The 16,666-nt window shown below is 58.2% G+C and carries 16 protein-coding genes; 6 read left to right on the plus strand and 10 right to left on the minus strand.

Annotation, left to right across the window (positions count from 1 at the left end; all coding sequences use genetic code 11):
* The first annotated feature begins 1 nt into the window (after window position 1).
* Together I9188_RS08335 and I9188_RS08340 are read left to right on the plus strand one after the other, a co-directional pair.
* Window positions 2–664 (plus strand): flagellar hook capping FlgD N-terminal domain-containing protein, encoded by a 663-nt coding sequence (locus I9188_RS08335; protein ID WP_209505013.1) that lies wholly within the window; start codon window positions 2–4, stop codon window positions 662–664.
* Window positions 665–714: 50 nt separating this feature from the next.
* The gene (locus I9188_RS08340; protein WP_348540331.1) at window positions 715–1,602 is read left to right on the plus strand and encodes an aminoglycoside phosphotransferase family protein; all 888 of its coding nucleotides are present in this window, start codon (window positions 715–717) and stop codon (window positions 1,600–1,602) included.
* On the opposite strand, the gene I9188_RS08345 is transcribed toward I9188_RS08340, so the two are convergent.
* The 5 genes from I9188_RS08345 to I9188_RS08365 all read right to left on the minus strand — a co-directional run bounded on the left by I9188_RS08345 (window position 1,595) and on the right by I9188_RS08365 (window position 6,883).
* Complete coding sequence (locus I9188_RS08345) at window positions 1,595–2,899, minus strand: FAD-binding oxidoreductase (protein WP_209505014.1); 1,305 nt, start codon at window positions 2,897–2,899, stop codon at window positions 1,595–1,597. The two genes, I9188_RS08340 and I9188_RS08345, sit on opposite strands and share 8 nt — an antisense overlap.
* The gene (locus I9188_RS08350; RefSeq protein WP_209505015.1) at window positions 2,896–3,714 is read right to left on the minus strand and encodes an ABC transporter permease; all 819 of its coding nucleotides are present in this window, start codon (window positions 3,712–3,714) and stop codon (window positions 2,896–2,898) included. Before I9188_RS08350 ends, I9188_RS08345 begins: the two co-directional genes overlap by 4 nt.
* A complete protein-coding gene (locus I9188_RS08355) occupies window positions 3,711–4,601 on the minus strand; it encodes an ABC transporter permease subunit (protein WP_209505016.1) in 891 nt (296 codons plus the stop codon). The genes I9188_RS08350 and I9188_RS08355 overlap by 4 nt, the downstream gene beginning before the upstream one ends.
* Window positions 4,601–5,728 carry an ABC transporter ATP-binding protein gene (locus I9188_RS08360; protein WP_209505017.1) on the minus strand — a complete coding sequence of 376 codons (1,128 nt, stop codon included), beginning with the start codon at window positions 5,726–5,728 and terminating at the stop codon, window positions 4,601–4,603. Before I9188_RS08360 ends, I9188_RS08355 begins: the two co-directional genes overlap by 1 nt.
* 69 nt (window positions 5,729–5,797) lie before the next feature.
* Window positions 5,798–6,883, minus strand: coding sequence for a polyamine ABC transporter substrate-binding protein (locus I9188_RS08365; protein ID WP_209505018.1), 1,086 nt, complete (start codon window positions 6,881–6,883; stop codon window positions 5,798–5,800).
* Between the two features lie 140 nt (window positions 6,884–7,023).
* Here I9188_RS08365 and I9188_RS08370 point away from each other — a divergent pair, with 140 nt between their 5' ends.
* Entirely contained in the window at window positions 7,024–7,707 is a 684-nt protein-coding gene (locus tag I9188_RS08370; RefSeq protein ID WP_209505019.1) for a GntR family transcriptional regulator, read from the plus strand.
* A 77-nt stretch (window positions 7,708–7,784) separates the two neighbouring features.
* Window positions 7,785–9,182 (plus strand): aspartate aminotransferase family protein, encoded by a 1,398-nt coding sequence (locus tag I9188_RS08375; RefSeq protein WP_209505020.1) that lies wholly within the window; start codon window positions 7,785–7,787, stop codon window positions 9,180–9,182.
* A 1-nt stretch (window position 9,183) separates the two neighbouring features.
* Here I9188_RS08375 and I9188_RS08380 read toward each other — a convergent pair whose 3' ends face one another.
* Together I9188_RS08380 and I9188_RS08385 are read right to left on the minus strand one after the other, a co-directional pair.
* Window positions 9,184–10,524: a lytic murein transglycosylase gene (locus I9188_RS08380; protein ID WP_245220510.1), complete on the minus strand. Its 1,341-nt coding sequence runs from the start codon at window positions 10,522–10,524 to the stop codon at window positions 9,184–9,186.
* An 87-nt stretch (window positions 10,525–10,611) separates the two neighbouring features.
* Entirely contained in the window at window positions 10,612–11,325 is a 714-nt protein-coding gene (locus I9188_RS08385; protein WP_209505022.1) for a YafY family protein, read from the minus strand.
* Between the two features lie 84 nt (window positions 11,326–11,409).
* Here I9188_RS08385 and I9188_RS08390 point away from each other — a divergent pair, with 84 nt between their 5' ends.
* Together I9188_RS08390 and I9188_RS08395 are read left to right on the plus strand one after the other, a co-directional pair.
* Window positions 11,410–12,108 (plus strand): glutathione S-transferase family protein, encoded by a 699-nt coding sequence (locus I9188_RS08390; protein ID WP_209505023.1) that lies wholly within the window; start codon window positions 11,410–11,412, stop codon window positions 12,106–12,108.
* Window positions 12,105–12,491 (plus strand): DUF1801 domain-containing protein, encoded by a 387-nt coding sequence (locus I9188_RS08395; RefSeq protein WP_209505024.1) that lies wholly within the window; start codon window positions 12,105–12,107, stop codon window positions 12,489–12,491. The genes I9188_RS08390 and I9188_RS08395 overlap by 4 nt, the downstream gene beginning before the upstream one ends.
* On the opposite strand, the gene rnr is transcribed toward I9188_RS08395, so the two are convergent.
* Genes rnr through dapE form a run of 3 tightly spaced genes read right to left on the minus strand, consistent with a single transcriptional unit; the run spans window position 12,482 to window position 16,506 of the window.
* Window positions 12,482–14,740 carry a ribonuclease R gene (gene rnr, locus I9188_RS08400; protein WP_209505025.1) on the minus strand — a complete coding sequence of 753 codons (2,259 nt, stop codon included), beginning with the start codon at window positions 14,738–14,740 and terminating at the stop codon, window positions 12,482–12,484. The two genes, I9188_RS08395 and rnr, sit on opposite strands and share 10 nt — an antisense overlap.
* A 47-nt stretch (window positions 14,741–14,787) precedes the next feature.
* Window positions 14,788–15,363 carry a TIGR04282 family arsenosugar biosynthesis glycosyltransferase gene (locus I9188_RS08405; protein ID WP_209505026.1) on the minus strand — a complete coding sequence of 192 codons (576 nt, stop codon included), beginning with the start codon at window positions 15,361–15,363 and terminating at the stop codon, window positions 14,788–14,790.
* Between the two features lie 3 nt (window positions 15,364–15,366).
* Entirely contained in the window at window positions 15,367–16,506 is a 1,140-nt protein-coding gene (dapE, locus tag I9188_RS08410) for a succinyl-diaminopimelate desuccinylase (protein WP_209505027.1), read from the minus strand.
* Window positions 16,507–16,666 lie beyond the last annotated feature (160 nt).

Here is a 16,666-nt window from a genome sequence, read left to right on the forward strand (position 1 = left end):
GATGATCACACCCGTCACTGCCACACGGGCTGCCACCTCTCAGCAAACTGCCGGTCCGTCCCGGAGTTCTGCGATCACCTCGGATTTCGAAACGTTTCTGCTGATGCTGACCGCGCAAGCCCAGAATCAGGACCCGCTGGAGCCGATGGATTCAACCGAATACGCATCGCAACTTGCGCAGTTTTCGATGGTTGAGCAACAGGTTCAAACCAATGACCTGCTTTCCGCCCTGACCAGCACTCTTGGCAGTGTCAATCTGAACGACCTTGCAAGCTGGGTCGGAATGGAGGTCCGATCTGCATCGGGGTTCCACTTCAACGGCCAGCCGGTAACCCTGTTCTCGCACGCGGACCCTGACGCGGACGCAACCAAACTGGTGATCCGTGATCATGAAGGCACAATCGTCGACACGGTTTCCGTTCCCACAACAGCGACAGAGTTTGATTGGGCAGGTGTAAGTTCCTCAGGCGATCCGTTTGCTGCTGGCAACTACACAGCGACGTTGGAAAGCTACAAGAATGACCGGCTGATTTCCGAGAAACCCGTCGCTGCCTATAACCGCGTCGTCGAAGCGCAAGTGGGAGAGGATGCTGTTCTGCTGACCCTGCAGGGTGGCCAGGTAATTCCCGCAGATCTGGTCACTGCGGTTCGAACGGGCGCTTGATCTGTCGGGCAGGACGAGCCAAAGGTTGGCAACTCGACTCGCCAGAAGAAGTGAAAAGACCTCTGCCCGACCTGCCTGTCCCCCCTCATGATCTGGTTGAACACCTCAGCACTTTGGGGTTGGTCAACATGTATGCGCAGTTCGAAATCCTGTATGGCGGTCGGACCAACAGGGTTTGGAAACTGCTGGGGGACAACGGCGACAAAGTGCTGAAGCTCTACAGCCCGACCTTACGCAACCCCTTGTTTCGAAATGATGCCAAGCTGGAAGCCCTCTGCCTCAAGGCGCTTGGTCCGACCGGTTTCGTGCCCAGGCTACGCGCCGCAGGACAATACAAGGACGCGCATTGGGTGTTTTACGACCACGCACCCGGAACACCTTGGCAGAATGGCTCGGACAAAGTTGGTGAACTGCTACGCAGGCTGCATTCGCTGCCCAACACCATTCCAGCGCCTGCAGGGTGCAACGGCAGCGCGGACCTGATGGCCCATGGGAGCAGAATTCTGCAAGGGTGCAGGTCAGAAATCGGAAACGAACTGGCAAAACGGCAACCTTCGATACCCGTCCCCCCCACGACCAAGACATGTCTGATCCATGGCGACCCGGTCGCTGGAAATATTCTGGTTGCATCCCGCGGCCTGACCTTGATCGACTGGCAATGCCCAGCCTTTGGCGACCCGTGCGAAGACCTTGCGATGTTTCTGTCCCCGGCGATGCAAAGGTTGTACCGGGGCTCACCGTTGTCGGAGGCGGAAGAAGTTCAGTTTCTGTCCGCCTATCGCAGACCCGAGATTGTTGCTCGATATCAACAGCTCAAGCCATGGTATGCTTGGCGCATGGCCGCTTATTGCCTGTGGCGCGCGGAAAACGGTGCACCCGACTATTCCGAAGGGTTGAAACTGGAAATCGAAACCCTGAAACCGATTGAGTTTATCTGAGGTCGGAAAGCGCAAACAGGGCGTATGCCGGTGGCATCAATACGCGACGCCAGCGACCCAACGGAAACCGTTCAGGTGATTGCCTCATCGGGGCTGGCAAACGGGCATCCTGGCCCAAAGCCAGCCGCGCCAATGCGCGCCCGCTGTAAGTACCCATAGCGACGCCGTTGCCATGATACGCAAATCCGGCAAACATGCCTGGCTGCTTGGGTACGGCACCGACATAAGGCATCAGGCTTCGCGAAAGGCACACCATCCCCGACCAGATATGAGTCGCCTCAACCGACGCCCAGGCCCGGAACATGCGTTTGAAATCCTGTTGAACCTTTGCCCGGATCGCGGCCTCGGACCGGGGCGACGACAACAAGCCGCCTCTCATTCCGAACAAAAAGCGCCCATCCGGCATTAGGCGAAAATAGTGCAGAAGATTACGCGTGTCGTAACATATCTGGTCCGAGTTCCAGCCCTGCGCTGATAGTTCTGCCTGGCTAAGCGGGCGTGTTACCATCACCGTCGATTGCGCAGGCAAGTAGCGTCCGGACATCCAATCCGGGATGTCTTCGCTAGAATACCCGTTGGTACAAATCAGCACGACCTGTGCGTTAACCTGCCCCGCGCTTGTTTTCAGCCTGAAGCCCGACGTCGTTTTTTCAATGTTCAGAACGGGGCTGTTCTGAAAGAAATTCACACCCGAAGCTGCCGCAGCGCTGGCCAGTCCGAACAGGTATTTCCGGGGATTGAGCCCAAAGCCGACCGGCAGAGTATACCCGCCGAAGAATGCACCACCCATACCAAGCGCTGGCAAATCAGCAGCTTGGTGTAGAATGCCGGTCTCGTCCGCGTGACGGCGCAGGACATCCATCGCATGTCGCGAATGGGCCAGTTGGGTCTCACCATTGGAATGCGTATCCGCATCTATCCGATGCCGCGCCAGGAGATCGGCAACCAGCTGGACCGCGTCCTGTTCAGCCGTCTCATAGGCCTGCGCAGCTTCGCGGCCATAGCGGCGCACCATGGATTTTTGCCCAAGCTTTGACCCGCCAAGACAGCAGAAACCGCCATTGCGGCCTGATGCGCCCCACCCCGGTGGGCCTGCCTCGAGCACAGCAACCGACGTCGCGTTTTCAGCCAGATGCAAAGCCGCTGAGACCCCTGTAAAGCCGCCACCGACGATGGCGACATCAACGTTCAGATCGCCCTGAAACTCTGGCCAGTTCGGGTTTGCAATGGTCTCGTCCCACCAGCAACCATCACGAGGACCCGCACCATAGGTGTATTCGGGAAATATCCGTTTCATTCGGTGCGCCCTGCGGCCTGCTCGTCTTGCCGTTGGCGCATCATGGCGCGCTTGGTCACAAGTGAGGCCGTAATCACCCCAACCGTCACGACCGCGATCATGATCGTCGACAGCGCGTTTATCTCGGGGCTGACGCCCAACCGCACGGCCGAAAAGATCTTGATCGGCAGGGTCGTCGCCGACGGGCCCGATGTGAACGATGCAATAACCAGATCATCCAGCGACAATGTGAAAGCCAGCAGCCAGCCCGAGATCACCGCAGGCGCGATGATCGGCAGGGTGACCAGACCAAAGGCCTGCGCTGGTGAACAGCCCAGATCTAATGCGGCCTCTTCCAGCGATTTGTCGAATGTCACAAGCCGTGACGAGACAACAACCGACACGAAACACATCGAAAAGGTCGTGTGGGCCAGAACGATGGTCAGGATACCCCGGTCCAGCCCGATCCCGATAAACAGCAACAGCAGGGACAGCCCGGTGATCACCTCGGGCATCACAAGCGGCGCATAGATCATGCCGGAAAACAGTGTCCGGCCAAAGAACCGCTTGCCCCGGACAAGCACATAAGCGGCCGCAGTCCCCAGAATGGTTGCCAGTGTCGAAGAAAACACCGCAACCCGGATCGTGACCCATGCGGCATCCAGAAATGCCTCGTTCTGAACCAGTTCGCCATACCATTTGGTCGAAAACCCGGCCCAGACCGTGACCAGCTTACTTTCGTTAAAACTGAAGATGATCAGGATGATCATCGGAATATACAGGAACGCAAAACCCAGCGTCAGCGATACCGTATTGAACCAGCTCAATCTGTTCATCCGTCAGCCTCCGCCTGTTTCTGCTGGTTGCGCTGGAACAGCACGATGGGAACGACCAGAATAAGCAACAGAACGATCGCGACAGCACTTGCCACGGGCCAGTCTCGGTTCGAGAAAAATTCTTCCCACAGAACCTTGCCGATCATCAGCGTGCCGGACCCACCCAGTAGTGACGGGATCACAAACTCGCCGATCACGGGGATCATCACCAGAAAACAACCTGCGATGATGCCCGGTTTGGACAGTGGAACGGTGACCAGCCAGAAGGCTTGTGCCCTCGAGCAACCCAAATCCTCGGCCGCCTCGATTAGCGAACCATCCATGCGTTCCAATGACGAATAAATCGGCAGGATCATGAACGGGAGATAGGTGTAAACAATACCGATATAGACAGCGGTCGAGGTGTTCAGGATCGTCAACGGCGTCGAAATGATACCCGTCCACAGAAGCAGTTGGTTAAGGTATCCCTCATTCGACAGAATGCCCATCCACGCATAGACCCGGATCAGGAATGACGTCCAGAAAGGCAGGATCACCAGCATCATCAGTGTTGGGCGCCATTCCTCGGGCGCGCGGGCCATACCGTAGGCGATGGGGTAGCCAACCAGCAAAGTCAGGAAGGTAGAGATCAAAGCGATCTTGACGCTGGACAGGTACGCTTTCCAGTACAGGTCGTCCTCGGTCAGCCAGACGAAGTTTTCAAGATCAAGTTGGCTGAAGAACTCTTTGATCCCCGCCCAACCAGCTGAAAAATCCAGTGTCGGTGTATAAGGCGGGATCGCAAGCGCGGTGTCCGACAGCGAAATCTTCAGAACAATGAAGAACGGCACCATGAACAGCGCCAGCAGCCAGACATAAGGTATGGCGATCAGAACGGCGCGGCGCATCAGTCGGCCAGCAGAACCGCAGCCGTGGCCGTCCAGGACAGCCAGACCGGGTCTTCCCAGGTGAACGAACGGCGCGAGATGCGGCGGGTGTTGGCCGTCTGCGCCTTGATGATTGTGCCGTTTGCAAGTTCAACGTGATAAGTGGACAGATTGCCCAGATAGGCTATGTCGTGAACCTTGCCCTGCACGGCGTTGACCGCATCGGCGGGCCGTTCGGCAGAGATCGTCACTTTCTCGGGGCGGATCGCCAGATGACACAACTGACCGTTTTCAAAGTTTTTTGCTGACCCGGCGGTCAGCGGCGCTTGTCCTTCGGCCCAGTCTACCTGATAGGTATCCTCTCCGACAGATGTCGCGCGCCCTTCAATGATGTTCACGTCCCCGATGAAATCAGCGACATAGACCGAGGCAGGATTCTCATAAATCCGGTCCGGAGTGGCAACCTGCATAAGCTGGCCCTGATCCATCACCGCCACACGGCTGGCGACTGTCATGGCCTCTTCCTGGTCGTGCGTAACGATCACGAATGTGGTGCCGGTTTTTTCCTGAATATCCATCAGTTCGAATTGGGTGTCCTGGCGCAATTTCTTGTCCAGCGCGCCCAGTGGTTCATCCAGCAGCAAAAGCTTGGGCGCCTTGGCAAGCGAGCGCGCCAGCGCCACACGCTGTCTCTGCCCGCCTGAAATCTGATGCGGTTTGCGGCGGGCGAACTTTTCCAGCCGGGTCAGGCGCAGCATTTCTTCGACCCGGTCTTCCAGATCGTGTTTGGGCATTCTGTCCCGGCGCAGGCCAAAGGCGATGTTTTCCCAGACGCTGAGATGCGGAAAAAGGGCATAGGACTGGAACATCATGTTTACGGCCCGCTTGTTGGGCGGGATCGGGTCGATATCCTTCCCCCCAAGCAGGATTTGGCCTTCGGTCGGTGTTTCGAACCCGGCCAGCATCCGCATCATCGTCGTTTTGCCACATCCCGACGGACCAAGCAGGGCAAAGAACTCTCGCTCGAAAATATCCAGAGACAGGTTGTCGATGGCAGTAAATTCACCAAAACGCTTGGTCACGTTTCGGAACTGGATCAAGGGTTTCGCCTGCGGGTCGTCCCATGGCGCAAAGACGTCAGAATTCACTACGGCCCTCGTTCGAATAGCTGGAAAGAGAGGCAAGGCGGCGGCGCCGCCCTGCCGGTGCAATTCGGATCAGGTGCCCGATTTGACCTTGGTCCACAGACGCGTCACGACCCGCTGCGTTTTCGCCGGATAAGGTGTCGTGATGTACAGGTTTTGCATCGTGGCATCATCCGGGTAGATGGCCGGATCGCCGATCACGTCCTCTTCCAGAAATTCCTGAGACGCTTTGTTGCCGTTGGCGTAATACACATAGTTCGATGCCGCCGCCATGTTGTTGGCGTCCAGAATGAAGTTAAGGAACGTGTGCGCGCCTTCGGGATTTGGAGCATCGACAGGAATTGCCATCTGGTCGAACCACATCAGCGACCCTTCGGCGAAGGGGTGGTATTCGATCTCCACTCCATTATCTGCTTCAGCGGCGCGGTCGCGTGCCTGAAGGATGTCACCCGACCAGCCAACGGCAACGCAGATGTCGCCATTTGCCAACGCATTGATATATTCCGAGCTGTGGAATTTCTGGATATGCGGGCGGACTGCTGTCAGAACCGCTTCGGTCTTGCCGATAACGTCCGTGTCGTGGCTGTCGGGGTTTTCACCAAGGTATTGCAGCACCATGGGAATGATCTCGGCCGGGGCATCCAGGAAATGCACACCGCAAGTGGCCAGCTTTTCCATGTTCTCGGGCTTCAAGACCAGATCCATGCTGTTCAGAGCAACGTCGTCGCCCAGAACCTCTTTGACCTTACCGACATTCACGCCGATCCCGGTTGTTCCCCACATGTAGTTGATCGAATACGCGTTGTCCGGGTCATAACCGGCAGTTCGCTCTTCGATTACATCCCAAAGGTTTCCGGCGTTCGAAAGCTTGCTTTGGTCCAGCTGCTGAAACGCGCCGGCCTGGATCTGGCGCTGAAGGAATGTACCTGACGGCACCACCACATCATAGCCCGAGCCACCGGCCAGCATCTTGGTTTCCAGAACCTCGTTGCTGTCGAACACGTCATAGATCAGGGTCAGACCTGTTTCTGCTTCGAACTTGCTCAGCAGTTCTTCGTCGATGTAGTCGGACCAGTTGTAAACACGCACCTCTTCGGCGAATGCCGCCGAAGTCCCCAATGCGACGACCGCTGTCATGGTCAGCGTTTTGATTGTCATATTCTTCTCCCTGCAAGTGTACGGGTATTTTCCCGTTTTTTTGGATTTGATCAAGTTTTGCGTTTTCCCTCGATCCAGCGTATGGTTTCACGTGGCCTGTCACCTGACAAGTCAGGCTTAGTCGAAATGGGAAGAACCAATTGGATTTGATCAAAAATAAGGCATCTGCGTCGACATTCGACAAAGGGAAACAGCCCGCACATGAGCAGGTTTATCAAACGCTCAGATCACAGATCCTGTTCGGTGAACTGGTCCCAGGTCAGCCCGTCACAATCCAGGGTCTGACTGATTCGCTGGGTGTTGGCATGACTCCGGTCCGCGAAGCGATTCGCCGGTTGATCTCGGATGGAGGGTTGGTTTTCCAGGGCAATCGGCGCGTCAGTGTACCGCTGCTGAACTCCAACGATATCGAAGAGATGATCTTCGCCAGAATTTCAATAGAATCAGAGCTTTCAAGACGTGCAACCGCCAACCTGAAAACACAGGACATTGATCAACTGGAACGTTTGGACAGGCATTTGGATCGCATGATCGCAGATGGCGATGTCGGTGGCTATCTGCGTTTGAACCAGGCTTTTCACGAAACGCTGTATTCTTTTGCAAACGCGCCGATCCTCAGTGACCTGGCCGAAAGACTTTGGTTGCGGTTTGGCCCTTCTTTGCGTGTTGTCTGCGGGCGCTTCGGCACTCAGAGCCTTCCGGATCGCCACAAGGACATTATTGCTGCTTTGCGTGTCGGTGACGCTGAAATGACCGCAAAGGCAACCGCTCAGGACATCGAACAAGGTATGGACCTGATGGCAGAAGCATTGACTTCCGTCTGATTCAGCCTGATTCGATTGACAGGAAAAAATTTGATCATATTGTGATCCGCAACTGCGTTCTTGTAGGAGATTCTCCGATGTCTACCATCACCAACCATATGCCGACCGCCGAATTGCAGGCGCTGGATGCGGCGCATCACATTCACCCCTTCTCGGCCAATGGTGCGCTGGGGAAGGAAGGGGCGCGCGTGATCACACGTGCCAATGGTGTTTATCTGACCGACAGCGAAGGTGAGGAAATTCTGGACGCGATGGCGGGTCTGTGGTGCGTCAATATCGGGTACGGGCGTAATGAGTTGGCCGATGTTGCCGCGCGCCAGATGCGCGAGCTGCCCTATTACAACACTTTCTTCAAAACCACCCACGTCCCGGCGATTGCTTTGGCCGCCAAGATTGCCGAACTGGCACCGGGCGATCTGAACCATGTCTTTTTCGCAGCAGGCGGGTCCGAGGCAAACGATACCAATATCCGCCTCGTGCGCACCTACTGGGCCCAGAAAGGCCAGCCCGACAAGAACATCATCATCAGCCGCAAGAACGCCTATCACGGCTCATCCGTGGGCTCGGCCTCGCTGGGTGGTATGGCCGGGATGCACGCGCAGGGCGGCATTCCGATCCCGAATATCCACCACATTAACCAACCCAATTGGTGGGCCGAAGGCGGCGATATGTCGCCCGAAGAATTCGGTCTGGCCCGCGCGCGCGAGCTGGAAGAGGCGATCGAAGAGTTGGGCGAAGACCGGGTCGCCGCCTTTATCGCCGAGCCGGTTCAGGGCGCAGGCGGTGTAATCGTGGCGCCCGATACATACTGGCCGGAAATTCAGCGTATCTGCGACAAGTACGATATCCTGCTGATAGCTGACGAGGTCATCTGCGGATTTGGCCGGACAGGCAACTGGTTCGGGTCGCAAACCGTTGGCATCAAGCCGCATATCATGACCATCGCCAAGGGCCTTAGCTCGGGCTATGCGCCCATCGGCGGGTCCATCGTAAACGACGAAATTGCCGAAGTAATCGGCGGTACCGAATTCAACCACGGCTATACCTATTCCGGCCACCCGGTCGCGGCCGCCGTGGCGTTGGAGAACCTGCGCATCCTCGAAGAAGAGAAGATCGTTGAGCATGTGCGCGACGTTGCAGCCCCCTATCTGAAAGAGAAATGGGAGGCACTGGCAGATCATCCGCTGGTGGGTGAGGCCAAGATCGTTGGCATGATGGCATCCATCGCGCTGACCCCGGACAAAGCCAGCCGCGCCAAATTCGCATCCGAACCCGGCACGGTCGGCTATATCTGCCGTGATCGGTGCTTTGCCAATAACCTGATCATGCGCCATGTTGGCGACCGGATGATCATCTCACCCCCGCTGATCCTGACACCTGCGGATATCGACGAAATGTTCGTGCGGATCTACAAATCGCTGGACGAAGCTCAGGCCGAGATCATTGCGCAGGGGCTGATGAAAGCTGCATCCTAACTCAGCGATTTATACGTCTTTTTAGGCGGCCCATCCGGGCCGCCTTTTCTTGCCGCAACCTCTCCAGCAGGTTTGGTGTGGGGTATCCGTCCGGGACCAGCCCCTGCGCCATTTGATACGCCCGAACCGCGTTGATCGTATTTGGCCCGGTACGCCCGTCGACACCCTTTGTGTCAAAGCCCGCATCCGTCAGACGGGTCTGAAGTTCCTTTTTCTCGGCAAAGCTCAGCACCCGGTCGCCGCGCGGCCAGTCGGATTGAAACGGTGCGCCCCCTGCAAGCCGGTCGGACAGATGCCCGATGCCAATCACATAGGCGTCGGCCCCGTTATACGTCTCGATCACGCTGAAATTTTCGAAAATCATCAGCGCAACGCCCTGACTTCCCGCCGGAAGCAGGATAGCGGCCTTCCCATGATCCGGCACGACGGTACCATCCCGCGCCACGACACCCTGAGCGGCCCATTCAGACGGCATCAGCGTAAAATCGCGACGGGCTGAGGCGTAATCGAAATCGGTCGGCAGACGAACCTCCACGCCCCACGGCTGACCCGTCGTCCAACCATGCCGCGCCAGATAAGACGCCGCCGAAGCCAGCGCATCCGTCGGGTCATCCGACCAGATGTCCCGCCGGCCATCACCGTCAAAATCCACCGCGTGATCCAGATATGACGTGGGCATGAATTGTGTATGCCCCATTGCGCCCGCCCAACTGCCAAGCATGTTGCCAGCGCTGATATCGCCAGCCTGCACGATCCGCAGGGCAGCGACCAACTGCGTTTCAAAGAATTGTGCCCGCCGCGCATCAAAGGCAAGCGTTGCCAATGAACGAAGCGTAGGACTGCTGCCGCGATAGGACCCGAACGAGGTTTCAAGCCCCCAGATGGCAGTGACCACCTCTTTTTCGACGCCGTATTCCGCCTCGATCCGGTTCAACACCTGCCGATGCCGCTGCATGGCCGCACGCCCGTTCGACAGGCGCGTTTCCGACACTGCGGTCTCAAGATACTCCCAGATGGGTTTCGAAAACTCAGCCTGATTGCGATCCCGTTCCAGGACATCTTCGTCATAGCTCATCCCCGAAAACACCTGAGTCAGTGTTCCCTGCGAAATACCCTGCCGTCGCGCACGGCCCTGAAAGGCGCCGAGCCAGGACTGAAACCGTGCTGTTGTCGCGGAAGCCACGGGCAAGGCCTCAATTAACGGGCGCGGGACCGGACGGATCGAAACGGTTACATCCGCCGATGCCAGTTGCAGCACATCGCGCGATTTCCCGCCGTCTGCCCATCTGGAGTTTTCTGTTGTTTCCGCCTGCACTATGGATGCCCACAATGCGACGGTCATGACGCCGCCTACGCATTTTCGCATTCCGTTTTTTCCTGATTACTGCTCGACCACAGGGTAGCGCAAAATCGGAAATTCACAAAGTGCTCAGACGTTCGCCTCACGCTCCTGCGCAGCACGCTCTGCCCGAATGCGTTCCAATGCCTCGCGCAGCAGGGGCACGCGGTTCGGCCTGAAGCTTTGTTCGGTCACTGACATGTCCTGCAAGCGATCCAACCGGAAAACGCGGAAATCCTGTCGCAGGTGGCACCAGCCCAACAACACGTTCGAGTGATCCAGATAGACGATACTCAACGGGTTGACGCGCCTGTGCGTAGCATCGCCTTTCGCATCTGTATAGAAAAACTCGACCGCGCGCTCATCCCACGTCGCCTGCCGCAGAGTGGCCACGTCAATCGAGGGTTCAGGCGGGCGGTTGAACCGCGTAGCCGCCAGAACCGCATGGCTGAGCCGATGGGACTGGCGTTGCGGCAAGCGTCCCTGAAGTTTCCGCAGGGCCGTACCCGCCGCGCCCGACAAAGCCGGATCGCCAATCACCTGAACTTCGCGCAGGCCCAGAACCAACGCTTCAAGCTCATCATCAGTGAACCCCAATGGGGGCAGGGTCGCGTCCTCGATCAGGGTAAAGCCAAACCCCGCTTCGCCGTCGATCACGGCACCCAGCCCGCGCAATGCATCAATATCCCGATGAATTGTTCGGGACGAAACACCCAAATCCTGTGCCAGCTGTTCGGATGTTCTGGGCGAAGGGCCAGAACGCAGGGCTTGCATAAGTTGGAACAATCGGGCGGTGCGGGACATGATGTACAATAGCTTACCCCTAATGACAGAAACTGTCATTAGGTCCCGATACTCAGTCAGCACACAATGACACGGAGCCTCATAATGCTGACCCTTCTCACCTTCCCCTCTGCCTTCGGCCTGTTCAGTGCCAGCCCCTTCTGCGTCAAGACAGCATTGATGCTTCAGCAGTCCGGCCGGACCTGGCAACGCTCGGATATGCTTGACCCCCGCAAGATGCCCCACCAGAAGCTGCCCGTTTTGCGGACGCCGGAACGCCTGGTTCCGGACAGCGACCTGATCCGCGAATGGTTGGAACAGCAGGGCGCGGATTTCGACAAAGGGTTGACGGATGTCGAAAAGGCGCAGTCCCGCGCCCTGGTGCGCATGGCCGAAGAGCATCTGTATTTTCACATCGTTCTGGATCGTTGGGGCAATGACGAAGTCTGGCCGATCTTGCGTGACACGTTCTTTACCGGAATTCCCTCGTTGATCCGGAAACCGGCATCCAATGCGATCCGGAAATCCGTTCTGAAGGGGATCACGTCACAGGGAATCGGGCGGTTTTCGCTGTCCGAACGGCTGGACCGGATCGAACGTGACCTCGAGGCGATCTCGGCCTATTTGTGGCAATCCTCTTTCCTGCTTGGGGACCGTCCGACATCGGCTGATATGAGCGTTGGTCCAATGCTTGCCGCGATGCGCGCCACACCTGTGGACACCCCCCTGACCCGCCGGATCAAACAGGATAACCTGCTGAACAGCTACGTGGACCGGTTGGAACAGGCGATACCAATTGCATGAAACCCTTTGAGAACCCTTTGGTCGCTTCGGCCTTTGAAGCCCTGCCCCCGCAAACCCGTGCGGGGGCTCTGGCCTTGCGGGAGCTTGTGTTTGACACGGCAGCCTCTCTGCCTGCCGTCCGCACGGTGCGAGAGGAACTGCGCTGGGGTCAGCCCGCCTATCTTGCGCCCAAAGGGTCAACGATCCGGCTGGGCGCGCACAAATCGGCAAGTTTCGCCTTGTTTGTGCACTGTCAGAGCCGGTTGATAAGCGATTTCACATCCGCCTTTCCGGGCGAGGACCGGATAGATGGGACCCGTGCCGTTCTGTTTGATGACACTGCGCAAATCGATCCAACACGCCACGGATGGTTGATTGCCCGTGCGTTAACCTATCACCTCTGACGGCGTTTGCGTTCGATCTTGCGCTTGATCTTGTCTTTCTTGCGCTTGGTGCTGATCGCTTTGCGCCGGGATGATCGCCCTTTTGGTCCCTGTCCGCGCGGCAAGGCCTGGTCGTCGATGGACAGCAGCTCCAGCTCCAACCCGCCGGTCACAGGTGTCGCTTCGGTCAGCCGAACGGTGACACGCTGGCCGATGGCGATAATCAGCCCCGTGTCCGCCCCCATAAGGGTCCCAGCCTCGCGGTCGAAATGGAAGAACTCGCGCCCCAATGAACGCACCGGAACCAAGCCATCTGCGCCGGTTTCATCCATTTTGACAAAAGCACCAAACCGGGCAATGCCGCTGATCCGCCCTGTGAATTCATTGCCGACCCGCTCGCTCAGATACGCGGCCAGATAGCGGTCAGTCGTGTCCCGTTCAGCCATCATGGATCGGCGTTCAGTATCCGAGATATGAGTGGCCGTTTCTTCGAGCCGGGTAATCTCGTCTTCGGTCAAACCGTCCGTGCCCCAACCGTGGGCTGAGATCAGCGACCGATGCACGACCAGGTCGGCATAGCGTCGGATGGGCGAGGTGAAATGCGCGTAGTTCCGCAGCGCCAGCCCGAAATGGCCGAAGTTTTCTGGGTTGTAATAGGCCTGTGCCATCGACCGCAGGGTGGTCAGGTTGATCAGTTCCGCATCCTCGGTTCCGGCGGCGGCGTTCAGCAGCGCATTCAGGTGTCGGGTTTGCAGCACCTGCCCCTTCGCGAGGTTCAATCCGGCAGCCTGCGCCGTTTCCCGCAGGCTTTCCAGTTTCTCGGGCGCGGGTTCCTCGTGCACGCGGAACAGCAGCGGACGGCGCTTGGCGATCAGTGTCTCGGCAGCCGAGACATTGGCGAGGATCATGAACTCTTCGATCAACCGATGCGCATCCAACCGGTCGCGGAAGGCCACGCTTTCAACATGACCCGTCTCGCTGAGCACGATCTTACGCTCGGGCAGGTCCAGTTCCAGGGGCTGTCGCACAGCTCGCGCTTTCTTCAGCGCGGCATAAGCGGCATAAAGCGGTTTCAAGACCGTTTCCACCAATGGCCCGGTGCGGTCGTTTGGGTTGCCGTCGATGGCCTCTTGCACTTCGGCATAGTTCAGCGACGCAACCGAACGCATCAACCCCCGCACGAAACGATGACCAATCTTGTTACCGTTCGCGTCAATCTGCATCCGCACAGCGACACAGGCACGCGGGACGCCTTCATGCAGGGAACACAGATCACCCGACAGCCGATCAGGCAGCATCGGCACCACGCGGTCGGGGAAATAACTTGAGTTGCCCCGCTTGCGCGCCTCGCGGTTCAGGGCCGAGCCGGGCAGCACATAAGCAGCAACATCGGCGATAGCGACCCATATCACATGTCCACCCGGGTTCTTCGGGTCGTCATCCGCGTGCGCGTAACAGGCATCATCACGATCGCGCGCATCTGAGGGGTCGATGGTCAGCAGCGGCATGTCCCGCAGGTCCTCGCGGCCCTTCAGGCCAACGGGTTTGGCATTGTCTGCCTCGGCAATGACCTTGTCGGGAAAGTCATCCGGGATACCGTGCTGATGGATCGCGATCAGCGAAACAGCCTTGGGAGCGGTCGGATCACCCAGCCGTTCAACGATGCGCGCGCGCGGCAGGCCCATACGGTTTTTGGGCCCGGCCTGTTCGGCCTCGACCAATTCGCCGTCTTTGGCACCATGCACCGCGCCATCGGCAACCAGCCATTCGGTCTGGCCTGCCTTGTCGATAGGGACGATCCGGCCCCCCTCGGCCCCTTTGCGGAATATGCCCACGATCTTGCGTGGGTTGGTTCCGATCCGTCGGATCAGGCGGGCTTCGTAATTGTGGTCTTCTTCGTGCACGACGGTCAGACGGGCCAGAATACGGTCACCCTCACCCAGGGCCGGGTCGCTGGCCCGCGCGATGATCAGAACGATGGGCTCGACCCCTTCGCCATGCCATTCCAGTGGTCGGGCGAACAGATCACCATCGGCATTCGGGGCCTTCACCTGCAAAACACTGACAGGCGGAAGGCGGTCCGGGTCGCGATAGCTGCGCTTGCGTTTTTCAAGATGCCCTTCGGCCTCAAGCTCTTTGAGGATGCGCTTGAGGTCAATACGATCCGCGCCCTTGATGCCAAAGGCTTTGGCGATATCGCGTTTCGAGGTCAGGGTGGGGTTCGCCGAGATCCAGTCAAGGACCTCCTGCTTGGTAGGGATGCGAGTCATGCTTCCGGCGTAGCACGCGTTTGCGACCGCGTCATGACCAAAAAATCTCAGGGCTTCAGATCAGCGACCGTATCCACATCGCGCAGCTGGTCCAGCAGGGTCACACGGCAGTTTGGGATCGAGGCAAGTGTGTCGGCCAAAGCATGTTCTGTCGACCAGCGCACATCGCGGAACAGACCTGCGGGCAGCGCGCCATAACGCTGCGCACCGACCAGCCAATAACCGCCATCCGGCGCGGGGCCGAACACCATCCGGCATCGCCCAAGCGCACCAAAAGCACGAGCAATATTTGCACGCGAAATGCCCGGAATATCCGCACCGATCAGGCAAACCGGCCCCTTGGGCATTCCGCGCAACATCCGGCCCATCCGGTCACCCAGATCGCCGGGCCCTTGCGGCACGCGCGGCAGATCAACGGGCCAGATACGGCTTGCAAGACCTTCGGCATCGGGCGACACGGCCAGCACGATCTGCCAGCGGGGATCACGCAGCTTTCGGATCAAAGCGCGGGTCTGGTGCCGAAACCACCACGCGGCGCCAACCATGCCGATGTCACGCCCAAGCCGCGTCTTGACACGGCCCGGTCTGGGTTCCTTGACCATGATCACCAATGTGCACTGCATGGATCAGGCGAAATAATCCGTCAGGATACGGGTATAGATCGATTTGAGCTGTTTGATCTGCGCGACCTCAACGCACTCGTCCACCTGATGCATTGTGCGCCCGACCAAGCCGAACTCCACCACCGGACAATGGTTTTTAACAAAGCGCGCATCCGAAGTGCCGCCGGATGTCGACAGCTCAGGCGCAACGCCGGTTTCGGCTTCGACCGCTTTGGCCACCAGATCCGACAAAGGCCCCGGCGGGGTCAGAAAACTTTTACCCGATATGCTGATCGTGACACCGATGTCGACACCGTATTGGGCTGCCACCTGATCCGCCTCTGATTGCAACCAGTCACTCAGGCTGGCCCCGGAATGCAGATCGTTAAAGCGGATATTGACCGCGCCGCTGCATTGCGCCGGGATCACGTTGGTCGCGGCGTTTCCGGTGTCGATCGTGACAACAGCCAGTGTGGAGGCGTCGAAATGGTCTGTGCCCCGATCCAGTTCATGGCTGGCAAGCCGATCCATCAGCCGCGCCATGGCGGGCAGAGGGTTTTTGGCCCGATGGGGATAAGCCGAATGTCCCTGCACACCTGTAATCTTAAACCACGCAGTCATTGAGCCCCGGCGACCGATCTTGATCATCTCGCCCATTTTGTTCGGGCATGTTGGCTCTCCTACCAGACAGACCGACATACGCTCACCCGCGCCTTCCATGTAATCGAGAAGCGCAGTGGTGCCGTCCAACGCATCGCCTTCCTCATCACCGGTAATCGTCAGGACAATTGCCCCGTCCGGCGGGGTGTCACGCACGAAATCCATTGCGGCAGCCGCAAAAGCCGCAACTCCGGATTTCATATCGGTGGTGCCGCGCCCATACATCACACCATCCCGCACCTCGGCCCCGAAGGGCGGCGCAGTCCAGGCAGCTTCGTCGCCGACAGGAACGACGTCCGTGTGACCATTGAATCCGAAACTACGCGCATGACCTTTCCGCCCCCAACGCGCGAACAAGTTGCTGATACCGCCGCGATCGACGCGCGTGCATTCGAAACCTGCATCCGACAGCACTGTCTCAAGCAAGACAAGCGCTCCGCCTTCTGAAGGTGTTACCGAAGGGCAACGGATCAGTTCGGCTGTCAATTGGACGGGATCAGTCATACGGGGACCTCTGGGACTGTGTCTGACGCGGGTTCGCGCAAAGATTCAACGATTTGGCCGATTTTCCAACCCCAATCCGTCAAAAATCGGTAATCCGAATATGTAGATGTCAAAGCGGCACCCCAATAAAACATGGAACTTTACCCCGCGACCACCTTGC

This window comes from Ruegeria sp. HKCCSA071, assembly GCF_017872555.1.
Classification (GTDB): Bacteria; Pseudomonadota; Alphaproteobacteria; order Rhodobacterales; family Rhodobacteraceae; genus Ruegeria.